This is a genomic window from Desertivirga brevis (assembly GCF_017355835.1).
In genome coordinates this window covers 670,097-687,887 of the sequence record NZ_JAFEWF010000001.1, presented here as the reverse complement: position 1 = coordinate 687,887, position 17,791 = coordinate 670,097, and the positions used below count along the sequence as shown (strand labels likewise).

At 38.7% G+C, this 17,791-nt stretch carries 18 protein-coding genes; 9 read left to right on the top strand and 9 right to left on the bottom strand.

Translation table 11 applies throughout. The features are described from left to right. Window positions 1–18: 18 nt before the first annotated feature. The 3 genes from J4N25_RS02995 to J4N25_RS02985 form a co-directional block, all read right to left on the bottom strand. A complete protein-coding gene (locus J4N25_RS02995; RefSeq protein WP_207420655.1) occupies window positions 19–4,143 on the bottom strand; it encodes a hybrid sensor histidine kinase/response regulator transcription factor in 4,125 nt (1,374 codons plus the stop codon). 219 nt (window positions 4,144–4,362) lie between these two features. Further along, window positions 4,363–5,331: a Na/Pi cotransporter family protein gene (locus tag J4N25_RS02990; protein ID WP_207420654.1), complete on the bottom strand. Its 969-nt coding sequence runs from the start codon at window positions 5,329–5,331 to the stop codon at window positions 4,363–4,365. A 205-nt stretch (window positions 5,332–5,536) separates the two neighbouring features. Beyond that, entirely contained in the window at window positions 5,537–6,280 is a 744-nt protein-coding gene (locus J4N25_RS02985) for a DUF434 domain-containing protein (protein ID WP_207420653.1), read from the bottom strand. A 193-nt stretch (window positions 6,281–6,473) separates the two neighbouring features. Here J4N25_RS02985 and J4N25_RS02980 point away from each other — a divergent pair, with 193 nt between their 5' ends. Continuing rightward, window positions 6,474–7,211 carry a phytanoyl-CoA dioxygenase family protein gene (locus J4N25_RS02980; RefSeq protein WP_207420652.1) on the top strand — a complete coding sequence of 246 codons (738 nt, stop codon included), beginning with the start codon at window positions 6,474–6,476 and terminating at the stop codon, window positions 7,209–7,211. A 31-nt stretch (window positions 7,212–7,242) separates the two neighbouring features. On the opposite strand, the gene J4N25_RS02975 is transcribed toward J4N25_RS02980, so the two are convergent. Further along, window positions 7,243–8,379, bottom strand: coding sequence for a glycoside hydrolase family 43 protein (locus J4N25_RS02975; protein ID WP_242695761.1), 1,137 nt, complete (start codon window positions 8,377–8,379; stop codon window positions 7,243–7,245). Window positions 8,380–8,487: 108 nt separating this feature from the next. On the opposite strand from J4N25_RS02975, the gene J4N25_RS02970 reads away from it, so the two are divergent. From J4N25_RS02970 to J4N25_RS02960, 3 genes are all read left to right on the top strand, one after another. Further along, window positions 8,488–8,886 carry a GNAT family N-acetyltransferase gene (locus J4N25_RS02970; protein WP_207420651.1) on the top strand — a complete coding sequence of 133 codons (399 nt, stop codon included), beginning with the start codon at window positions 8,488–8,490 and terminating at the stop codon, window positions 8,884–8,886. Between the two features lie 94 nt (window positions 8,887–8,980). Further along, window positions 8,981–9,565 carry a hypothetical protein gene (locus tag J4N25_RS02965; protein WP_207420650.1) on the top strand — a complete coding sequence of 195 codons (585 nt, stop codon included), beginning with the start codon at window positions 8,981–8,983 and terminating at the stop codon, window positions 9,563–9,565. A 47-nt stretch (window positions 9,566–9,612) separates the two neighbouring features. Continuing rightward, entirely contained in the window at window positions 9,613–10,197 is a 585-nt protein-coding gene (locus J4N25_RS02960) for a hypothetical protein (protein ID WP_207420649.1), read from the top strand. A gap of 154 nt (window positions 10,198–10,351) precedes the next feature. Here the strand turns inward: J4N25_RS02960 and J4N25_RS02955 are convergent, their stop codons facing one another. After that, on the bottom strand, window positions 10,352–12,088 hold the full coding sequence (locus J4N25_RS02955) for an alkaline phosphatase D family protein (RefSeq protein WP_207420648.1): 1,737 nt from the start codon (window positions 12,086–12,088) through the stop codon (window positions 10,352–10,354). A 132-nt stretch (window positions 12,089–12,220) separates the two neighbouring features. Here J4N25_RS02955 and J4N25_RS02950 point away from each other — a divergent pair, with 132 nt between their 5' ends. Both J4N25_RS02950 and J4N25_RS02945 read left to right on the top strand, forming a co-directional pair. Then, window positions 12,221–13,045 carry a CHAD domain-containing protein gene (locus tag J4N25_RS02950; RefSeq protein WP_207420647.1) on the top strand — a complete coding sequence of 275 codons (825 nt, stop codon included), beginning with the start codon at window positions 12,221–12,223 and terminating at the stop codon, window positions 13,043–13,045. A gap of 58 nt (window positions 13,046–13,103) precedes the next feature. Then, on the top strand, window positions 13,104–13,244 hold the full coding sequence (locus tag J4N25_RS02945; protein ID WP_207420646.1) for a hypothetical protein: 141 nt from the start codon (window positions 13,104–13,106) through the stop codon (window positions 13,242–13,244). A gap of 11 nt (window positions 13,245–13,255) precedes the next feature. On the opposite strand, the gene J4N25_RS02940 is transcribed toward J4N25_RS02945, so the two are convergent. Together J4N25_RS02940 and J4N25_RS02935 are read right to left on the bottom strand one after the other, a co-directional pair. Next, complete coding sequence (locus tag J4N25_RS02940) at window positions 13,256–13,900, bottom strand: ATP-binding cassette domain-containing protein (protein ID WP_207420645.1); 645 nt, start codon at window positions 13,898–13,900, stop codon at window positions 13,256–13,258. Continuing rightward, window positions 13,900–14,205, bottom strand: coding sequence for a hypothetical protein (locus J4N25_RS02935; protein WP_207420644.1), 306 nt, complete (start codon window positions 14,203–14,205; stop codon window positions 13,900–13,902). The genes J4N25_RS02940 and J4N25_RS02935 overlap by 1 nt, the downstream gene beginning before the upstream one ends. A gap of 151 nt (window positions 14,206–14,356) precedes the next feature. On the opposite strand from J4N25_RS02935, the gene J4N25_RS02930 reads away from it, so the two are divergent. After that, a complete protein-coding gene (locus J4N25_RS02930) occupies window positions 14,357–15,091 on the top strand; it encodes an Fpg/Nei family DNA glycosylase (RefSeq protein ID WP_207420643.1) in 735 nt (244 codons plus the stop codon). A gap of 329 nt (window positions 15,092–15,420) precedes the next feature. After that, window positions 15,421–16,017: a TlpA family protein disulfide reductase gene (locus tag J4N25_RS02925; RefSeq protein WP_207420642.1), complete on the top strand. Its 597-nt coding sequence runs from the start codon at window positions 15,421–15,423 to the stop codon at window positions 16,015–16,017. A gap of 30 nt (window positions 16,018–16,047) precedes the next feature. Here J4N25_RS02925 and J4N25_RS02920 read toward each other — a convergent pair whose 3' ends face one another. Then, on the bottom strand, window positions 16,048–16,299 hold the full coding sequence (locus J4N25_RS02920; RefSeq protein WP_207420641.1) for a hypothetical protein: 252 nt from the start codon (window positions 16,297–16,299) through the stop codon (window positions 16,048–16,050). 300 nt (window positions 16,300–16,599) lie between these two features. Here J4N25_RS02920 and J4N25_RS02915 point away from each other — a divergent pair, with 300 nt between their 5' ends. Beyond that, window positions 16,600–16,986 (top strand): hypothetical protein, encoded by a 387-nt coding sequence (locus J4N25_RS02915; protein ID WP_207420640.1) that lies wholly within the window; start codon window positions 16,600–16,602, stop codon window positions 16,984–16,986. A 137-nt stretch (window positions 16,987–17,123) separates the two neighbouring features. On the opposite strand, the gene J4N25_RS02910 is transcribed toward J4N25_RS02915, so the two are convergent. Beyond that, a complete protein-coding gene (locus tag J4N25_RS02910) occupies window positions 17,124–17,744 on the bottom strand; it encodes a hypothetical protein (protein WP_207420639.1) in 621 nt (206 codons plus the stop codon). Window positions 17,745–17,791 lie beyond the last annotated feature (47 nt).

Here is a 17,791-nt window from a genome sequence, read left to right as displayed (position 1 = left end):
TAATTTTTAGTTCTCATTTCATACCCTATCTTTCTGCTTGAGTTCCTGCAGGAACTGGCTTGGGGTTAAGTTAAACTCATTTTTGAACACTCTGGTGAAATAGGATTGTGTTTGAATTCCAACTCTAAACATTACTTCATTAATAAGTACATCTTCATTTACCATTATTTCTTTAGCCTTATTTAAACGAACGGAACGAATAAAATCACTGATAGACCTTCCTGTTATTCCTTTTAATTTATGATAGAGGTTCGTTTTGCTCATTGCCATTTCCCTGCATAAGAACTCAGTGTCAAAATCGGGGTTTTCGATATTCTTTTCAATAATTTCAAGGATCTTATCCATAAAGTTCTTCTCTTTCGCCGAATGGACCAGCTCCCGTATCTCCACCTGATGTCCCCTGGTATAATGATCTTTAAGCTTTTGCCTTTGCTTGAAAATATTATTAACGGTTTGAAGCAAAAGCTGAGCGCTGACAGGTTTGGTTAAGTAGTAATCGGCGCCATTTTCTATTCCACTGATCTGTGCTTCGAGTGAGGTTTTTGCAGTGAGCATTATAAATGGAATATGCGAGATATTCTCATTCTCGCGAACCAGCTTGCAAAATTCTATACCATCCATACCTTCCATCATCACATCGCTAATAATTAGATCAGGAAAATGTTCCTTTACTATTTCGTAAGCTTCCAGCCCGTCAGAGGCCTCAGAGATATTGAAGTAAGGAGTCAGAGAGTCTCTTAAAAGACTCCTTATTTCAGGATTATCTTCAACAAGGAGGATATGCTTGTTGATGGAAGAGTCATCGATCTCTTGTATAATTCCAGGTTCTATCTGGTCAAATAATTCTGATTTTGATCCGCCTGATATACTTTCGAGATTAGTATTGAACACCTGTTTTTCGGAATTTCTTTTTTCTTTGTCAGAGTAGTCATCCGAGGAACAAGGAATGGTAACTATAAACTCTGTTCCTATATTTTTTTCACTGGATACCATAACATTGCCCTTATGTAACATTACCAGGCTTTTAACCAGGGCTAGTCCTACCCCTGACCCAAGATGAGCATCAGTAATGCGGTAGTACCTTTCAAATAATACCTTTAAGGAATCTGCTGTGATTCCTATACCGGAATCCTTTACACGGATAGCGACTGATCTTAAAGGATGATAATCACTGTTGAATGATAGCCGGTTTTGAAAACTTAATTCAACAGAAGGAGAGGTTATGATTTCAATTATAAGTACCCCGCCCGGGGATGTATATTTTATTGAATTATGGATAAGGTTAGTAAGAACCCTCTCCATTACTTGTCGGTCAAACCATGTTTCAGTTAATTCAGGTGCCTTTTTTACTATAAGTTCAATTTTCTTTTCTTGTGCCAGTATCGTAAACTCTTCGGTTAGTTCGTTCAGAAAGGAATTTAAATTGCTTTTTGATACATGCAATTGTAAAGCTCCAGTCTCTACCTTTCTAAAATCCATCAGTTCGTTCACGAGATCTAGAAGGTGAGTTGCATTCTTGAACAGAGAACGGATATGAGGAAGCAGCAAGTTATTGTCGTTTTCTTTGAAAAGTCTTTCCAAACGACTTGTGATCAAAGCTAGTGGTGTCCGGAATTCGTGCGAAATATTGGTAAAGAATTCTAATTGCATCTGGTGTATTTCATCCTTTTTCTTTTCCTCCAACTTTTCCAACTCCAATTTCCTCCTTAAACTAAGCATGTAGTATATTATGCTGAATATTAACGCTCCCATCAGTAGTTGAAACCATAGCCTTTGCCAGAAGGGAGGACTTATTGTAATAGTAAGAGTTGCCATTCTGGGGCTCCATAGTCCGTCGTTATTGGCGGCTTTAACTTTTAGTGTGTACACCCCTGGATTAAGGTTAGTGTAAGAAGCCCTGGTAGAATTACCCACATAATTCCAATCTTTGTCAAACCCCTCGAGTTTATATGCGTATTGGTTGTTATTCGGAGATGTAAAGTTTAGAGCTGCATAGTTAACAGAAATTGAAGATTGCTCATGGTCAAGAGTGATTTCTGACACAAAGGGAAGATCATCTTTCAATGGCGAATCATCTTGGTTAGGCGTGATTTTTTTATTGAAAATAAATAGTTCAGTAAAATAAACAGGTGCAATGACTTTGTTGGTTGGGATCTTACCTGGTTCGAAGTAGTTGTACCCATTAATTCCTCCGAAATACATCTCCCCATTACGCGTTTTTAGCACTGCATTTGCTTCAAATTCCAGGCTTTGTAAGCCATCAGAGGTATTAAATCGCCTGCTAGTTCCTTTATCAGGATCCAAACATACGAGGCCATTCAGAGTCGAGACCAAGAATAAGCCCTGATTGTCCTCTAAAATTCCTTTGATAAAGTCGTCGTTAAGTGCCGATCCTTTGTTGAAATGCTCAAATTTGTCGTGCTTTCTATTGTACAAATACAGTCCTTTTGCTCCTACCCAGATCCTGTTCTTGCTGTCTTTGAAAATAATGCGTACTTCCCTTGGTCGGGATTCATTTACGAAATAATGATTGAAGGTTCCGGTGGTCTTATCAAAATAATTAAGTCCTGCATCATCGGTGCCAATCCAAAGATTGCCTTTCCTCACATCTTCGCAGATAGAAATCACATTATTACCCCACATGGCCTGGGTTTGATTTCTATTGGATATGAAACGGGTAAAGGTACCTGTGGCCGTATTTAGATAATTCAAGCCGCCAAAATATGTGCCTACCCAAAAGTTTCCCTTTTCATCCGGCACCATTTTATGTACGTAGTTAGAGCTGATGGAGGATGGGTTTTTTGGGTCGTTTAAGTACCGGGTAAATTTATTGTCTTTTTCACTGAATAAACTAATACCTCCGGCCCAGGAAGAAATCCAAAGGTTCGAATGGGTATCGCTTACTATGTCAAGAACAAAATCACTACTAATAGATCCAGGGTTGTTCGGATTATGACGGAAAATCCTGGCAGTTTTTTTTTCTGGATTATATTTGGTTAACCCTCCACCATCAGTACCAATCCAAATATTTCCTTTTTGGTCCTCAAAAAAAGCTTTGACATTATTATTTGCAAGGATATAAGGAGCATTTTGTATATCAACAGTATTAAATTTATTGGAATTCGGTGCGTATAAAAATAATCCTCCGCGGTGAGTACCTACCCACAAGTTCCCTTGGTTATCCTGAAACAGTGCCGAGACAGTGCGGTCAGAGATATAACGGTAGAAGGAATCAGTTTTTTCATCAAAAAGATTTAGTCCCCCGGTTACGCATCCCGTCCAAATTTTACCTTGCTTGTCTATTAGGAGTGTTCTTACCAAATTGCTTCCAAGGCTAGATGGCTGATTTTCCTTATTGTAATAATGATAAAATTTCCCTGACCCAGCAGAAAGTTTAAAAATTCCATCTCCCTCTGTTGCGATCCATTTATTCCCTTTGCGATCCTCCCTTACTGTTCGAACATCTGTGACTATCTTTCCTGGTATGGCTACTTTTTTGAATTTTTTTCTTTTTAAATCAAGAATTATGATTCCCTTATTTGTGGAGATCCAGAGGTTTTTGTTCCGGTCTTCATATAAATGATTTATATGACTGGTGTTAATTAGGGAAGAGTTTTTGTACTGTTTACTTACGGTAGTTAGCCTGTTTGTTTTTTTGTTAATGCTAGCCAATCCCATTCCATGTGTACCTAGCCATAAGGTATGAAAGGAATCTTCGAGAATTGAGCTAAAATCATTTCCTGAAGTTTTCGCCTCATTCCCTTGGTTGAAAAAAAACCTTTTGAATATGCCCGACTTTCTATCGTATAAATTGAGACCGCTTGTTGTACCTACCCAAAGGTTTTTTCTGGTGTCTTCATAAATATATCTTACATAATTATCGCTAATTGTATTTGCCTTTTTCGGGTCGTTTTTATAAACCTGTATCTGCACTCCGTCGTATCTGTTAAGTCCATCTCCCGTTCCTACCCAAATAAAGCCGTAAGAATCCTGATAGATACAAAACACAGTACTGTTTGATAATCCTTGTTCCCGTGAGATGTTTGAAAGTTTTAAATCCGGAGGATTGGCAAAAGCCGTTTCGGATATAAAGACCTTTAAAAACAGTATTAGAAAGTAGATTTTATAATTGGAAAAGTACATTTGCTGATTAACCTGAAGGCAGGTTTAAAACTAAGAAAATCACCGGAGATTGAACGAAAAGGGGTACTTTAATTTGCTAGATTTTTATGATCTATTGTTTTCTTCTTTTTTGAACAACTTCTATCCCTTTCTATTATCCTTTATCGCTATTCTTCTCAAGAAGATTTAAAAATAGCAATACAGGTTTAACTGGAAGGAATAGAAGTGTTGTTTGGAGTACTAGGCTCCACCTAAATTAAGTTGGGGTTCAGGCTTCGGAGAATTAGGAAGAAGACGATTTAACAGCTTTTCAATGGCAGTTATAAAGGGAAGGAAAAGAACTACGCCAGCTCCGTTAAATAACATGTGTGCATTTGCTATTTTTTGTTCAAGTGAGGCTCCGGTAGAGATCTGTTCAATGAACTTAGTATAGATAGGGAAAAGCAGTAAGCCAACTGCTATAGAGATCACATTGAAAAGAAGATGGAAGGCACCCGTTTTAATTGCTTGCTTATCCGACCTGATGGTGGCGAGTAAAGTATCTGAACAGGTACCGAGTTCAGAGCCCAGCATTACAGCAATCCCACCGCTTAAATTAATAAGGCCTTTTTTCGCAAGGGTGATTACCATACCAACAGTTGCCGAAGATGATTGAATAACGAGTGTAACAAGAGCACCTATTGCTGTTCCTCTCAAAGGATCATCGAGCCTTGCCATCCAACTTAAAAAGTTCTCATGGCCTTTTAAAGGTTCAACAGCTCTTTCCATGGTATAAAGACCAAAGAACAGAATTCCAAAATAAAGGACCACTCTCGCTGCTCCTGATATTTTTTTGCTTTTAGCCGTTATGCTTAATATCAAACCGATCAGAATTGGAATAGGTGAATACTGGCCAATATCAAGGGCAATTAATTGGCTGGAAAAAGTGGTGCCTATATTAGCTCCCATAACTATCCCCATAGATTGACGAAAAGTAAGGGCTCCTGCATTGACCAGGACAATAGTTAAAATTATTACAGCCGAAGAAGAATCGAGGATGATTGTAATGATCGTTCCTGTAAGAATGGCTGTAAGAACATTCTTTGTAAATATACCAAGGAGCTTTTTTGCTTTGTCGCCCAATAGAGCCTTAAGCGAATCGGATAAATTATTAAGTGCGAAAAGGAATAAACCCAATCCTCCCAGCACCATTAATATTATTTCAAGCATATTCCTCTATTTTTATTTCCAATACAACGTTAGCTCTTTGAGTCGGTTTGTCGTGGAATGTTAAGCTTGTATTAACCTTAAGGTGTTGCTATTCATTAAGTTATCCTGTTAATAGGTTTGTTAAGAATGCTTTGTTAGCCTCTCCATTATAGAAGCCTTTCTCCGCTTAATCAAGGTACTCCAATGATGCTAGGGGGACGACTGTTCAAATGATTTGATTTATTATGTTTGAGGCGCTCCTCATGCCAAGAAAGTCGTTAATGATAAACGAGCTAAGATTGAACCACTGATGACATCCGTTTAGCACCCAGGCATCGGAGCTTGCTATTAATCGGCCTTCGGCGATTAAGTACTTATCGGGAGAATTATCCAGGTAAACTTCCCATGGAAATCCATGTTGTGCTGCTATTTCATAACATAAAGTTTTTAGACGTCCACTGTTAGATACAGGAGCATCAAATATCCAGACGACCTGTTCAGTATCAAGAACTTCTAAAGCCTTGCCAATGGCGATTAATACATTTTCTGTCTGTTGCACCCGCTTATACGTTCCATGGACAGAGGATATATCGCGATAACATCCGTCTAGACCCCGGAAAACGTAGCCACCAGAAAGTAGAGTTTCCAATATGATGACAACATTAAAGCCATCTAAGTAAATTTTTCTTCGACGGACAGCGTCGGGGGAAATTTCTCGAAGTTTACGACTTTCTAAATCTCTTGCCGAGCAAGCCATTCCTTGCAATGCGAGGATCTGGCGTTGCCTTAACTGGTACCTGTTTGAAACTAAAGAAAGGGTAGCCTTTGGAGGATAATCTTTACTTAACAGGAAATACATATCATCCAGGGCAGTTAAGAGCTTTTCGCGCTGGCTGGCAAAGCCAAATAGCTCTTCATCCCGAGGATCCTTTCCTCTGCTTCTGCGCGTTTCTGGTTGATCGTTGATCATGCTATTGCTTTAAGATTTCAATTTAATGTTATCAGCAACTATCGTACGAACTTGTGTTCCTGTATTGTAATTTATAAAAGTAATTATTGATTTGGTGTAACACATTTTTCCCGGTTGATGTGATAATTAGGGTAATAATTTCGTATCTATGAGCAGTAAATACTGGGCAGTCGGCACAGTATTGTGAGTTAGAATGAAAGATTTCCAATTATCCCTCAAACAACTGCAAGAGGAAGGATTTACCCTACTTGATAACATTTATTCTCCTGCCGATGTGGAAGGAATATTGGAGGCAATAGACCGGGTTGACACCTCCAGACCCACATTTCGTAAAACATCTGACCTGTTTGCAATCAGGCAGTTTCTTAAAGAGTGTCCTGGTTTAAAAGACCTTATTTTTAATTACAAGTTGAGGAGTATGATCCAGGCTTTATTTGGAAATGGCTTCTTCGTGGTAAAGTCCATCTATTTCGACAAGCCCGAACAGTCTAATTGGTTTGTTGCCTATCATCAGGACTTGACAATTTCGGTTGACAAAAGAGTGGAAATGGAGGGGTTTGGACCCTGGACGGTTAAGCACCAACAGTTTGCAGTTCAACCGCCAGTGGAAGTATTAAACTCGATATTTACTGTGCGAATTCATCTAGACGATACAGATGAAAATAATGGGGCTCTTAAAGTAGTACCAGGTTCACATTCAAAAGGAATTTTCAGGCCGGAGACGATCGACTGGTCTGTAGAGAGAGAAAAGATCTGTGCCGTGAAAAAAGGAGGGGTTATGATCATGAAACCACTTTTGCTACATGCTTCTAATCGAACTACGAATAACAGAAAAAGGAGAGTGATTCATATCGAGCTTTCAAATATTGAATTGCCTGACAAACTTCTGTGGGCAGAAAGAGATTTTGAAAACGAAATTAACAATCCATAACTGTTGCCGCCAGTCATGGATTGTTATGTATTTAATGTACTCCTGAAGGCATTTTTTGTGGCTCGGTAGTTGGACCGTGAACCGTAATCTTACCGTTTTCAACTTCCATCCTGTCGATAAAAACTACTCGTTCTTCACCTGTTTTTGTTGTTCTTCCATGGTATACGCAAAACATTTCCTTACCGTCAGGTGAGTAGGTAATACTGTTATGACCTGTTCCGGAAACAGCACCTCCTTTATGGGTGTTTTTTTGTAGGACAGGGTTATTCGCTGCTTTCTTAAATGGCCCTAGTGGACTTGAAGATGTTCCGTAACCAACTGCATAGTGCCCTCCGCCAAAATGGTTGGCAGAATACATAATGTAATAGATATTGTCTTTTTTAAAGGTTACAGAACCTTCAGTCCAACGGCGGTTAACTTCGCCGCTGGTTACCGACAAGCTTTCCCATTCTGCTTGCTTATCATTCAACTTAACCGGAGGGCGAAGCAACAATACGGGTTTTCCTATAATGCCTGAGAAATCTGGTTCTAGCTCAACACCGTAAACCCAACTTTCTTCGATTTCTTTATATTTTCCATTTTTACGGGAGAAGTTTGCTATTTCGCTTTCAACAGGGTGCTTATAGGCACACCTGGAATAATATAAATAGCACTTTCCATTGGTATCAAAAAATACGTTAGCATCTATAACAGGGTAGCCTGGATCGAAAAGAGGTTTGGGAGCCAGGTCGACAAAGGGACCTGTAGGTTTTTCAGAAACAGCAACCCCGATCTTGAAGTTCTCTTCCTCATTTTTGGGGTTTACTTTCCATTGAGCACTATAAAAAAGGTAAAATTTGCCTTTTACTTCGTAAACTTCTGGAGCCCAGTATGCGCCGTCCCACGCCGCATTTGGGTCACTCCATCCATTTTTATTATTATGAAAATATACTTGTCCTTCCGGCTTCCAATTCACCAGATCTTTTGAAGAATAGGCTGCGAAGCCTTTGTCTGCTCCTCCCGTACCATACATGTAATAAGTGCCTTTTGTATATAAAACATATGGGTCGCCAAACTTAACATTGAGCGGATTAGAATAGACAGTTTGCTGATTAGTTGAATTTACCTGAGCTATTGTAGTATTGATGAATACTTTGGTTAGCATTAAGAGCAGGAATATTTTTTTCATAAATAATATAGGTTCAAATGGTTTTACGAGCCCAAATCTAAAACAATTAATAAGTTTTGTTAAATTATGAGCCTATGAAAGGATAAAATTTCGAGGGATTGAAATATTATGAGAATAATTTATAGAAGTGACATAAGTCCGGATATTGATAGCGTTATCGATGTTTATAATAGTTCCGGCATAAGCAGGCCGACTTGGGACAGGGAAAGAATTGAGAAGATGTATGTAAACTCGAACCTTGTTCTAACTGCATGGGATGACGGCAAGTTAGTTGGAGTTGCCCGTTCTCTGACCGACTATTGCTACTGCTGTTATTTATCTGATCTGGCAATAAGAAAAGAATATCAAAAGAGCGGATTAGGAAGAAAGCTTATTGAATTGACAAAGGAGGAAATAGGGGAGGAAACGGCGCTTATTCTACTTTCAGCCCCCGGAGCCATGGAATATTACCCGAAGGTAAGATTCGAAAAAATTGAGAATGGCTTTTTGATCCGACGCAAGCGATAGATAGGATGTATTAAAATAGATGGTCTATTTGTAACTATTTAGTTTTCAGGAAGTATAAAGCTGTACTAGTAAATACAAATAAATCTGAATCACAATGCATCCAGTTTATCGTCAGTTTTTTCTCGCTGTATTAAGCCTCATATCCATTATCATCACCTGCAATAAGTGTCAGAAAAGAGAGGCCGCGAGGCATGGATGGAACCCTCAATTGGAGAATCAGATGAGAGAGGTGTTCTATAGCCAGGCATCTCGTCTTACAGAGAACGAAAAAGCTAAAAATGAATATGCTGATTGTTTACTGGAGAAGGTAAAAGTGATGTTTCCGGGCGGTATTGCTGCTTTGGAATCTGAAATGAGTGATAGCGTAAAAGTTGCTATTATGAAAATAGGAGTAGACTGCGGGGAGGTCTTAAGTCGGAGCATGAACATTTGGACAGAGGACCTTGAAAAAACACTTTCACTTCAATTGTACTCTCTTGATGAAACAAAGATGCTTCCCAAGAATATGAGAAAAGAATATGTTGAATGCCTTGTATCCAGACTAAAATTGGAATTTCCGAGCGGATTGAACGATGGTAATCAAAAGGACTATCAGTCAAAAGTGGCAGAATATCGTAAAGAGTGTCTCAAACATTTAACGGATAAATATACCACAGGTAAAAACATGGCTTCGAGGTAAATATACCTTTTCAGGTTTTCGGTTCATTTTTTATAACAACATCAGGCATGAATTTTTTTAAGAAGCTTTTCGGTAAGAAAACTGGAAGCAGTAATGGAGCTAACCAGGGTAGGGCAAACTTTAGTGGTGTTTATTCTACAGAGCACTTCAACGAGCGCTACAATGAATTCTCTCTTGAGAAGGACATGCTGGATGGTTGTTTGAAAATGATTGAGGGATATTTTATTGATAATCAAATAGAAAGAATTATAGAAGGGCCGGTTAATCATCCTGCTAATCTCGACCAGGTTGATCAATCAGGTTTTGGCTTTGTGTTGTACTGCCAGGCTTTTGAGCTAAGTGAAGGAGAAGCGACGATGTTTCTAGCCTTTGCTTTTAGTGATTATCTTATAACAAAATATGGCTTCAAATTATACAAAGATCAAAAGCCAGACCACCCACTTAGGGGAATGACTTTGAAGTACGATAAAGACGGTGTTGTACTTTCTCTCTATCCATTTGAGTATACTGTAAAAGTGTTAAAAGGAAACGAGACATTTAGTGCTCTTGAAGAGAAGTTAAAAGCGAATTTGAAAGAGCTTCCTAAAGTGGACGAGTTATTGAAGAACTTCGGTATTGGCGGGGATAAGTAGGACAACCCTATGGTTAAGTTATAAGATTTTCTATTTTTTTGAATTATCCTATACTTGCAGCACTAAAAATGTTTGCTTCCAACGAATTGAGCTTATTTTAAGTAAATTATCCGTAGAGAATAAACTCTACGGATAAGAACATTAAAGCCTCTCACTAGCTTTCTGTTACCGTTTTTCCGGTTGTTGTATTGGTGTTTTGGGTGGTTATGGTACTTACAAATCGAAATTCTGCTTTGGCATCAGTATTTGTGAAGGATACTAACAGGTATCCTCTCTGGGAAGCGTTAAGGTAATTCAAGTCTTCTATTAATAGTTGATTTGCTTGTTCAAACGCTGTTACTGTAGCAGGGTTAGATCCAAAAATACCTTCAAATCCCGGTGATGAAACCGAGGCGGTTGCAAACTCGGTGCCTACCTTGCTTCCGTTATTATTCTTTAAATCCGAGTACCATGCATTGTGTGTATCTCCTGCCAGGGATACCAGTTTTTTTCCGTTAGCTGCAGCGAAAATCATTTCCCGCTCTACAGGATATCCGTCCCACGAATCGAGATTATAGGGAAGAACAGTTTGAATCCTTGCTTTTTCTGCTGCAGTTAAGGTAGGGTCATTCTGCTGCATACGGGTCTTTATGGCAACAAGTTGACTAACAGAAGTATTGTATTGAGTTAGAAGGGTAGGGTCTGGACTTCCGGCAGCAATTTGGGCAGTGATCAATAATAATTCAGCAGGCATAAACATTTTGCCCATCAAGACCTGATTCCCCAATACCTGCCACTTGAGGTTGCTACTGCTTATTTTGCCCGTTAACCAGTTCCGCTGCTCTTGTCCCAGAATAGTACGTTGTGGGTTTGTCCAAGCTGTTAGAAATGCATTAGTGTTTAAGCCGGTTTGAGTGAAATAATCGCCATAACTCAGCTGTTTATCCCGTCCAACAATACGAGTATCAAGCATCATAAGATTTACAAGACCGGCAATCTCGAAGTTACGGTAGATCTTGGCGTTATCGGTAACTCTTGCCGGAAGGTACTCATGCCAAACCTGTATGGCACTTAGTTTCCTGGTTTCAAAACTACCTTCGTTAGGCTGATGATTTTCCGCGCCATCTTTCCAGGTGTTGTTCGTTACCTCGTGGTCGTCCCAGACGCAGATGAATGGTTTCATCTGATGTGCTTTTTGAAGCTGTTCATCGCTGCGGTACTGGCGGTACCTTTCTCGGTAGTTTTCCAAGGTAATGATTTCACCAGCAGGTTTATGCGTTCTGTTCAAACCAGCCGTATTACCATTTGTACCGTAGCCGCCTGCTCCATATTCATAAATATAGTCGCCAAGATGTACCACTACGTCCGCGTCTGAATTTGCTACAGCACCATAAACATTGAAAAGACCTGCCTGGAAGTTTGCACATGATACAACCGCTAACTTAACCTCACTCGCTTGTCCGGCTGCAGGAAGTGTTTTTGTTTCTCCAGTGACAGAAACCGCTCCTGTAGTTTCGCTTCTGAAGCGGTAGTAGTATTTTGTATTTGAACTTAAACCGCTGACGTCAACGTGGATAGTGTAATCACTTCCAGTATCAACCTTTACCTTGCGACTAACAACTACATTGCTGAAGTTGGCATCTTTAGCTACGTCAAGTAAAATTTCAGGTTGAGTGCTCTCTTCCATTGCAGGAGTATAGCGCGTCCATAATATTACTTTGTCTGTACTAGGGTCAAAACTTGCAACTCCCTCATAAAACCCCTGTCCGTTATAATTAATATCATCGTCATCATTATCTTTCTTACAACTTGTTAATGCTGAGGGTATAAGGATAGTGCCAGCTGTGGCAATAACAGTATTTCGGATAAAAGTTCTCCGACTTAGTTTTTTAAGTATTTTTTCGTTGCTCATAGACTTTTTCCCAAACCTAAGAGCCTAACATTTCCGTAATGTGAAATTTACATCATAAAAAGAATTATAAACAAGTAAAGACTGTTTCCGGTTAAATCTATTAGTTGTTAAAAAAGCGTATAGATCTAGAAAATGAAAAAAGAGAAAGCTAAATCACGTTTAAAGAAGATTGGAGAAGAGATGTCCAAAGCCTTGAACTCATTTTTGTTAATTGCAGATCAGGTACAACTTCATGCGTTCCGGGTGCAGGTGAAAAAGATGAAGTCACTTCTGGTACTGCTAAGTAGTAACGAGAAAAACAAGTCGCTATTTAACTATTTCAAGCCGATAAAGCAGATCTTTAGGCATGCAGGCAGAATAAGGGATCCCTACTTGCATTTGAAACTCGCATCCGAATTTAAAATAAAGGACCAGGAGTTTTTTGAGCAACAGAAGCGCATGATGGAGGAGGAATTGTCTCTTTTCCTTAAACACGGTAAGAAATATCTCCAAATGCTTAATAAGGCTATTGGAAAGCTTGTAAAGAAGCTTAAAAAGACAAATGATGCAGCTATCACTGATTTTTTCAATACAGAGCTCGATCAAGTTGTTCTTGCATTTGCAAAGAGGGAGTTCGACGAAAGTATGCACGATTGTCGAAAGATGATCAAGAACATCTTATATAACTACAAGTTCATGAAGAAAAGCCTGGGCGACCGAATTTCGCTTAATATTCCTTACCTGAGTGGTGTTCAGGAAACTATTGGAAGCTGGCATGACAGTGTTTTGGTAGCAGGGCTTATTGAAAACAGGATTGGAAAAAGTCCCCGGGCCTTAACTCGTTTAAATGACCGTATCAGGAAAGAAGAAAGGGCGGTTACCTCCATTTCAACTGATTTCTGGCAAAAAGTAACCTCGCCTGTTACTGAACATCCTGAGGAGCAGAAGTCTTTAATGCCACATACTGAATTGGTCTAGACATTCTCTTTCCTTGGGAGGAATAATTTTTATTAATTTCAGGTTAAAATAATAAGGAATGGAAGCTTTTCTAGATGTAGTCTTCGGGATTTTCTCTGGTGGAAATTGGTTTAAGAAAAGAGGAACGTACAAGCCTGTTCACATCGCTTTCGGTATTGTTTATTTGCTTTTTATAGTTTGGATCGCTCTCGATGTTTAGGCAAATATTAATTAGGGATTGGTGGGAATATAACCATAAAAGGCAAGATCACTTTCATCTTTGATTGAGTATATTGATTTGTTGCAAAGAAGTAAAACACGATCGCTTATGGGAAGCAATGCCTTGTAAAGATGATCTGTCAGGATTACACACTTTTCTTTGCCGGAATGCCTTATTAATTTCTGAAGTATTTCGACCATCACTGGAGCGACACCAGAAAATGGCTCATCCAGTAGGATATATTCTGCTGGTTGTTGCAATATCCATAGTAGCTCAACGATCCTTAATTCTCCTCCAGACAATTCAGCTACCTTTTTATCCCGTAGTACTTCCAGAAGTTTAACTATTTCCTCAGGAATATCTTCAAGACCGGTTTGGAAAAGAGTGTTTATATGAAGAAATGGAGGTAGAAAGGGATCTTGAGGGAGATAGGTTACCTTCCGGGAGCGGTACGCCGAGGTGATAATTTTATCATCTATTCTAAGATGACTATAGTCAGCCTTTAAGCTTCCGAAAATAATCTTCAGCAATGAAGACTTTCCTGAACCGTTCCTACCGAGTAATCCAACAACCTCTCCCTTATTAGCAGAAAGATAACAACCAGCGAGGATATCAGTATTTCCAAATCTTAGGGTAACACTATCAATCGCCAGCACTACAATATAAGCTTTATTAGAGATCGTAAAACTGCAAGGACCACTATTTCTGCTACTGTTATTGTAATATAAATCCTTTTGACCGATAATCCCAGGTTATAGAAGTAGTAAGAGTATTTAGAAGTGAACAGTTTCGACAGAATTAAGCAACAAGCATTTCCAAAGATCTTAAAGGCTACTAAGGCAATGATTGGCAATCCAACAAGGGCAAGACATCCAATGTTAACCAGCAAGAAGAAGACGAGATTAAGTCTGTAGAACTGAAGGTGAGTAGTGATAATGCTTTTGTTTAACGAAACTTTCATGCCCAGGCTTGAGTGTTGCTAAGCAAGGTAGTGAATAGCAATCTAAATCGCAAAGGCCTTAGAGGACCTGTTCTTACATCTTTTTCTTCACAAATGCATGCTATATTTGTTGTTATTAGCTCAATATCAAAATTATAAAAATAGACTGGTTATGCCTGAAGGTCCTCAAATGGTTTTTCTTAAAATATTGGCTGAAGAGTTTGTTGGTCAAACTGTAGTAGCTGCCAGCGGAACAGCGAAGGGAATTCCTTTTGAGAAAATTACTGGTAGTATCTTAGTTGACATTAAAACTTATGGGAAGGAGCTCCTCTTTTGTTTTCCGGAATTTACTATCCGTGTCCACTTAATGCTCTTTGGGAAGTTTGCAATTAATTCTACTCTACAAAGGGTGTTAAAGATTGGTTTTGAGTTCGGTAATGGCGAAATTAACTTCTATTCTTCTGATTGTCGTTTCATTGACAAGCCGCTGGACGAAGTTTATAACTGGAAAGCGGATGTAATGAATGAGGCTTTCGACAAGGATGAAGCCTGTAGAAAGCTTGCAAAGAAGCGAAAGGATTTGATCTGTGAAGCGCTGATGGATCAAAATATTCTTGCGGGAGTAGGGAATAAGATAAAAAACGAATCGCTGTTTGCAAGTCAAGTTCATCCTCAAAGTATTGTTTCTGCGATTCCAGAGAAAAAACTGGGCGCAATAATAGAGGCTTGCGTAAGATTGTCGGGCAACTACCTACAGTGGCAACAAGAGGGAGAGGTGGAACCTAATTGGAAGGTATATAAAAAATCAGACTGTCCCCGTGATCATATTCCCTTGATGAAGGAGAAGATTGGAAAGACGGGAAGGACTTCCTACTTTTGCGAGAAATGTCAGGAGCTTTACATTTGACGCTTCAATTTTTCACTCTGATTAAGAGGACTTTTTATCTTTTTTAAAAATTAAAGTTATCAACAATTCTTAATAACCTTATTCTGTCGTATATTTGCACAGGCAATTTTCCCAACACAATTGGGCGACCCCGTTGATTTTTTCAGCGGGGTTTTTTATTGATCATATTTCTAAAAACAAGGTTTGTGGGATTCTTTACCTTGTAAATTCTATTCTTAAAAAGTCGTCAGGTTAATTAGAAATGATCAATTGTTAATAAAAAGAATTAATTTGTCTATTAATAGGAATACAGATATCAACAAGTCTAATTAAAATACAAAGTTTAGAGGATGATGAAGAGTGTGTTACGAATGTCTTTCCCTTCTTTAAGTACTCTTTTACTTATTGGATTTGCCTCACTTATGCTGTTTAGTCCCGAGGCTAAAAGCTGGACTATAAGGGGACTAATGTCCATTGGTTTTTTTCAACCAAATGTGCAGGTAAATGAAAAATCACCTGCAAAGCAAGGGTCGGAAGTTTCCTTTAGAAATGGAGATAATCAAGTTGTGAAGTTGACTGACCTTAAAGGGAAAGTGGTAGTTATTAACTTTTGGGCTACTTGGTGCCCTCCGTGTATTGCAGAAATGCCAAGCTTCAACCGGCTTTCTAGCACTTTAAAGTCTAACAAAAACATCGTTTTCCTGATGGTTGATGTAGATGGTAACTATAAAAAAGCTAAGAAGTTTATGGAGAGGAAGAGGTTCAACTTACCTGTTTACACAGCAGATAGTTCCATTCCTGAGAGCTTGTTAGATGGTTCTATTCCTACAACGGTTATCTTTGATAAATTTGGTAACCTTGTTTTTAGACATATTGGAGCAGGTGATTTTTCGAGTAAAAAAGTAGAAGAGTATTTAGTAAAGTTGAGTGAGGTTGAAGGACGTTAAAAGCCCGGTTATTTGCCTTATACTATAGATCTATTTCTTGAAGAGCTCTTCAATCTTTAATCCAATTAATCTAACAAGATCTACATTTGGTTTAAGCTGCTTAGCTATTGCTTCTTCGTCTAAAATTGCCCGGTAATTCCTTTCCTCATCGGGCTCAAAATATATTCCCACTCCGTCGATATCTACATGAAATTTATGGGTGTATCCTGTAGTGATTAATGTTGCTGCAAAGTCTCTTTCCTGGCCCTTGTATAGTATTGGCAATGTAAATCCTTCTTCCATTCTTTTGTAATTAAATCAGCTTAAAAAGCGTCGCGAACTTAATTCTAATTTGTTAGGAATAGAAATTATTGGTCGGATCAGAAAGGTGAAGTTCTGGCTGCACAAGCTGTCCGGGCGGTTTATCTATAAGCATAAGATTGAGCTGGTGAGAACAAAAGGCTACAGATTTTTATAATAGCAGCCCGTTGTCAAACAAAATTGGGATTTACTTATTTTCCTATTGCCATTAGTGGCAAGGGCTGGCTGGGTATTTAAGAACAGCTTTGCTTATTGCTTACTTAAGAAAGAAAAAAAGGAATTATGCAAAACAACCTATCTATAGAAGAGGTGTTTAATACACCTCAAAAAAAATTAGCGTTCTTTCAGAACCTGATACTTGTAGCTGCCGCGGATAAAGTTCTGGACAATGATGAGGGAACTTTATTATTGCTAATTGGTGATAAATTAGGACTTACCCCTGCAGATTTGATGCCCTTGGTGGATAATCTTTCCGTATTAAGTTTTATTATTCCTGAAGACGGATTACAGAAGACCTTGGAGTTGCAAACCCTGGTGCAAATGACAATGGAGGACGGGGATGTTCATGACCGTGAGTATGCGCTGTGTTTGGAGTATGCAGAGCGGATTGGCTACGGTAAGGCTGTATTAGATGATATGATAAAACAGTTTCAAACGAACGGGTCTTAAAAATAATTTGGTAAGGTTTTATATCGGGAGGTGCCAAAGGTACCTCCCAATTCTGAGTATACGAAAAATGATCTAGCTTCCACTAAATCTACCTAATAGCTCTAAGGTAGATATAGCTGGTAAAAAAGAATACTCATCTAATCTTTTGTTGCAGAAAGAGTTGTTGGATTATCTGAAGATATGGTTGAGCCAGCAAGAAAACGTGAATTATATAATTGCACAATGCTTACTAAACCTTTATTCTGATACTCTTTATTCACCCAAGCATTGTACAGCTCTTTATCATCCTTAATCATTTCTCCGAGACATTGATTCACATTTTGAGGAAGGATTTTGGTCATTTTACCCGTGTCGCTGTAAGAGAAGAAATTTGGAACAGGAGAGTGATCGTAGGGATGCGCAGTATAATAAGCATATAAATCTATTTTACCCTCAGTCCATACCTGGTAAAAATGCTGATTATCGCCTTCCAGGCTTCTAAACTCTACAGGACTGTTTTCTAAGCCAGTGATCCTAAAAGCTTTAATTTCATTTGGTTTGAAATTTTGATTTTTACCACCGGGTAGTTCTATCCGTAGACTTCTTGTAACAGATAGGGGATTGAGCGCCTGCTTTTTCAACAATAGCCCGTTAACCTTAATCTTACACTTGACTGTATCGCCAGTATTACTTATGTAAAATCCATCATATTTATTGTTAGCAAGCCCTGTTGAAAAACTTATCATAAGGGAAATAACAGAAAGTAGCAGTAGTTTCATTCTTATACTTAATTGGTGGTGTAAGTTTAGGCCTTATTTTGGGGGTA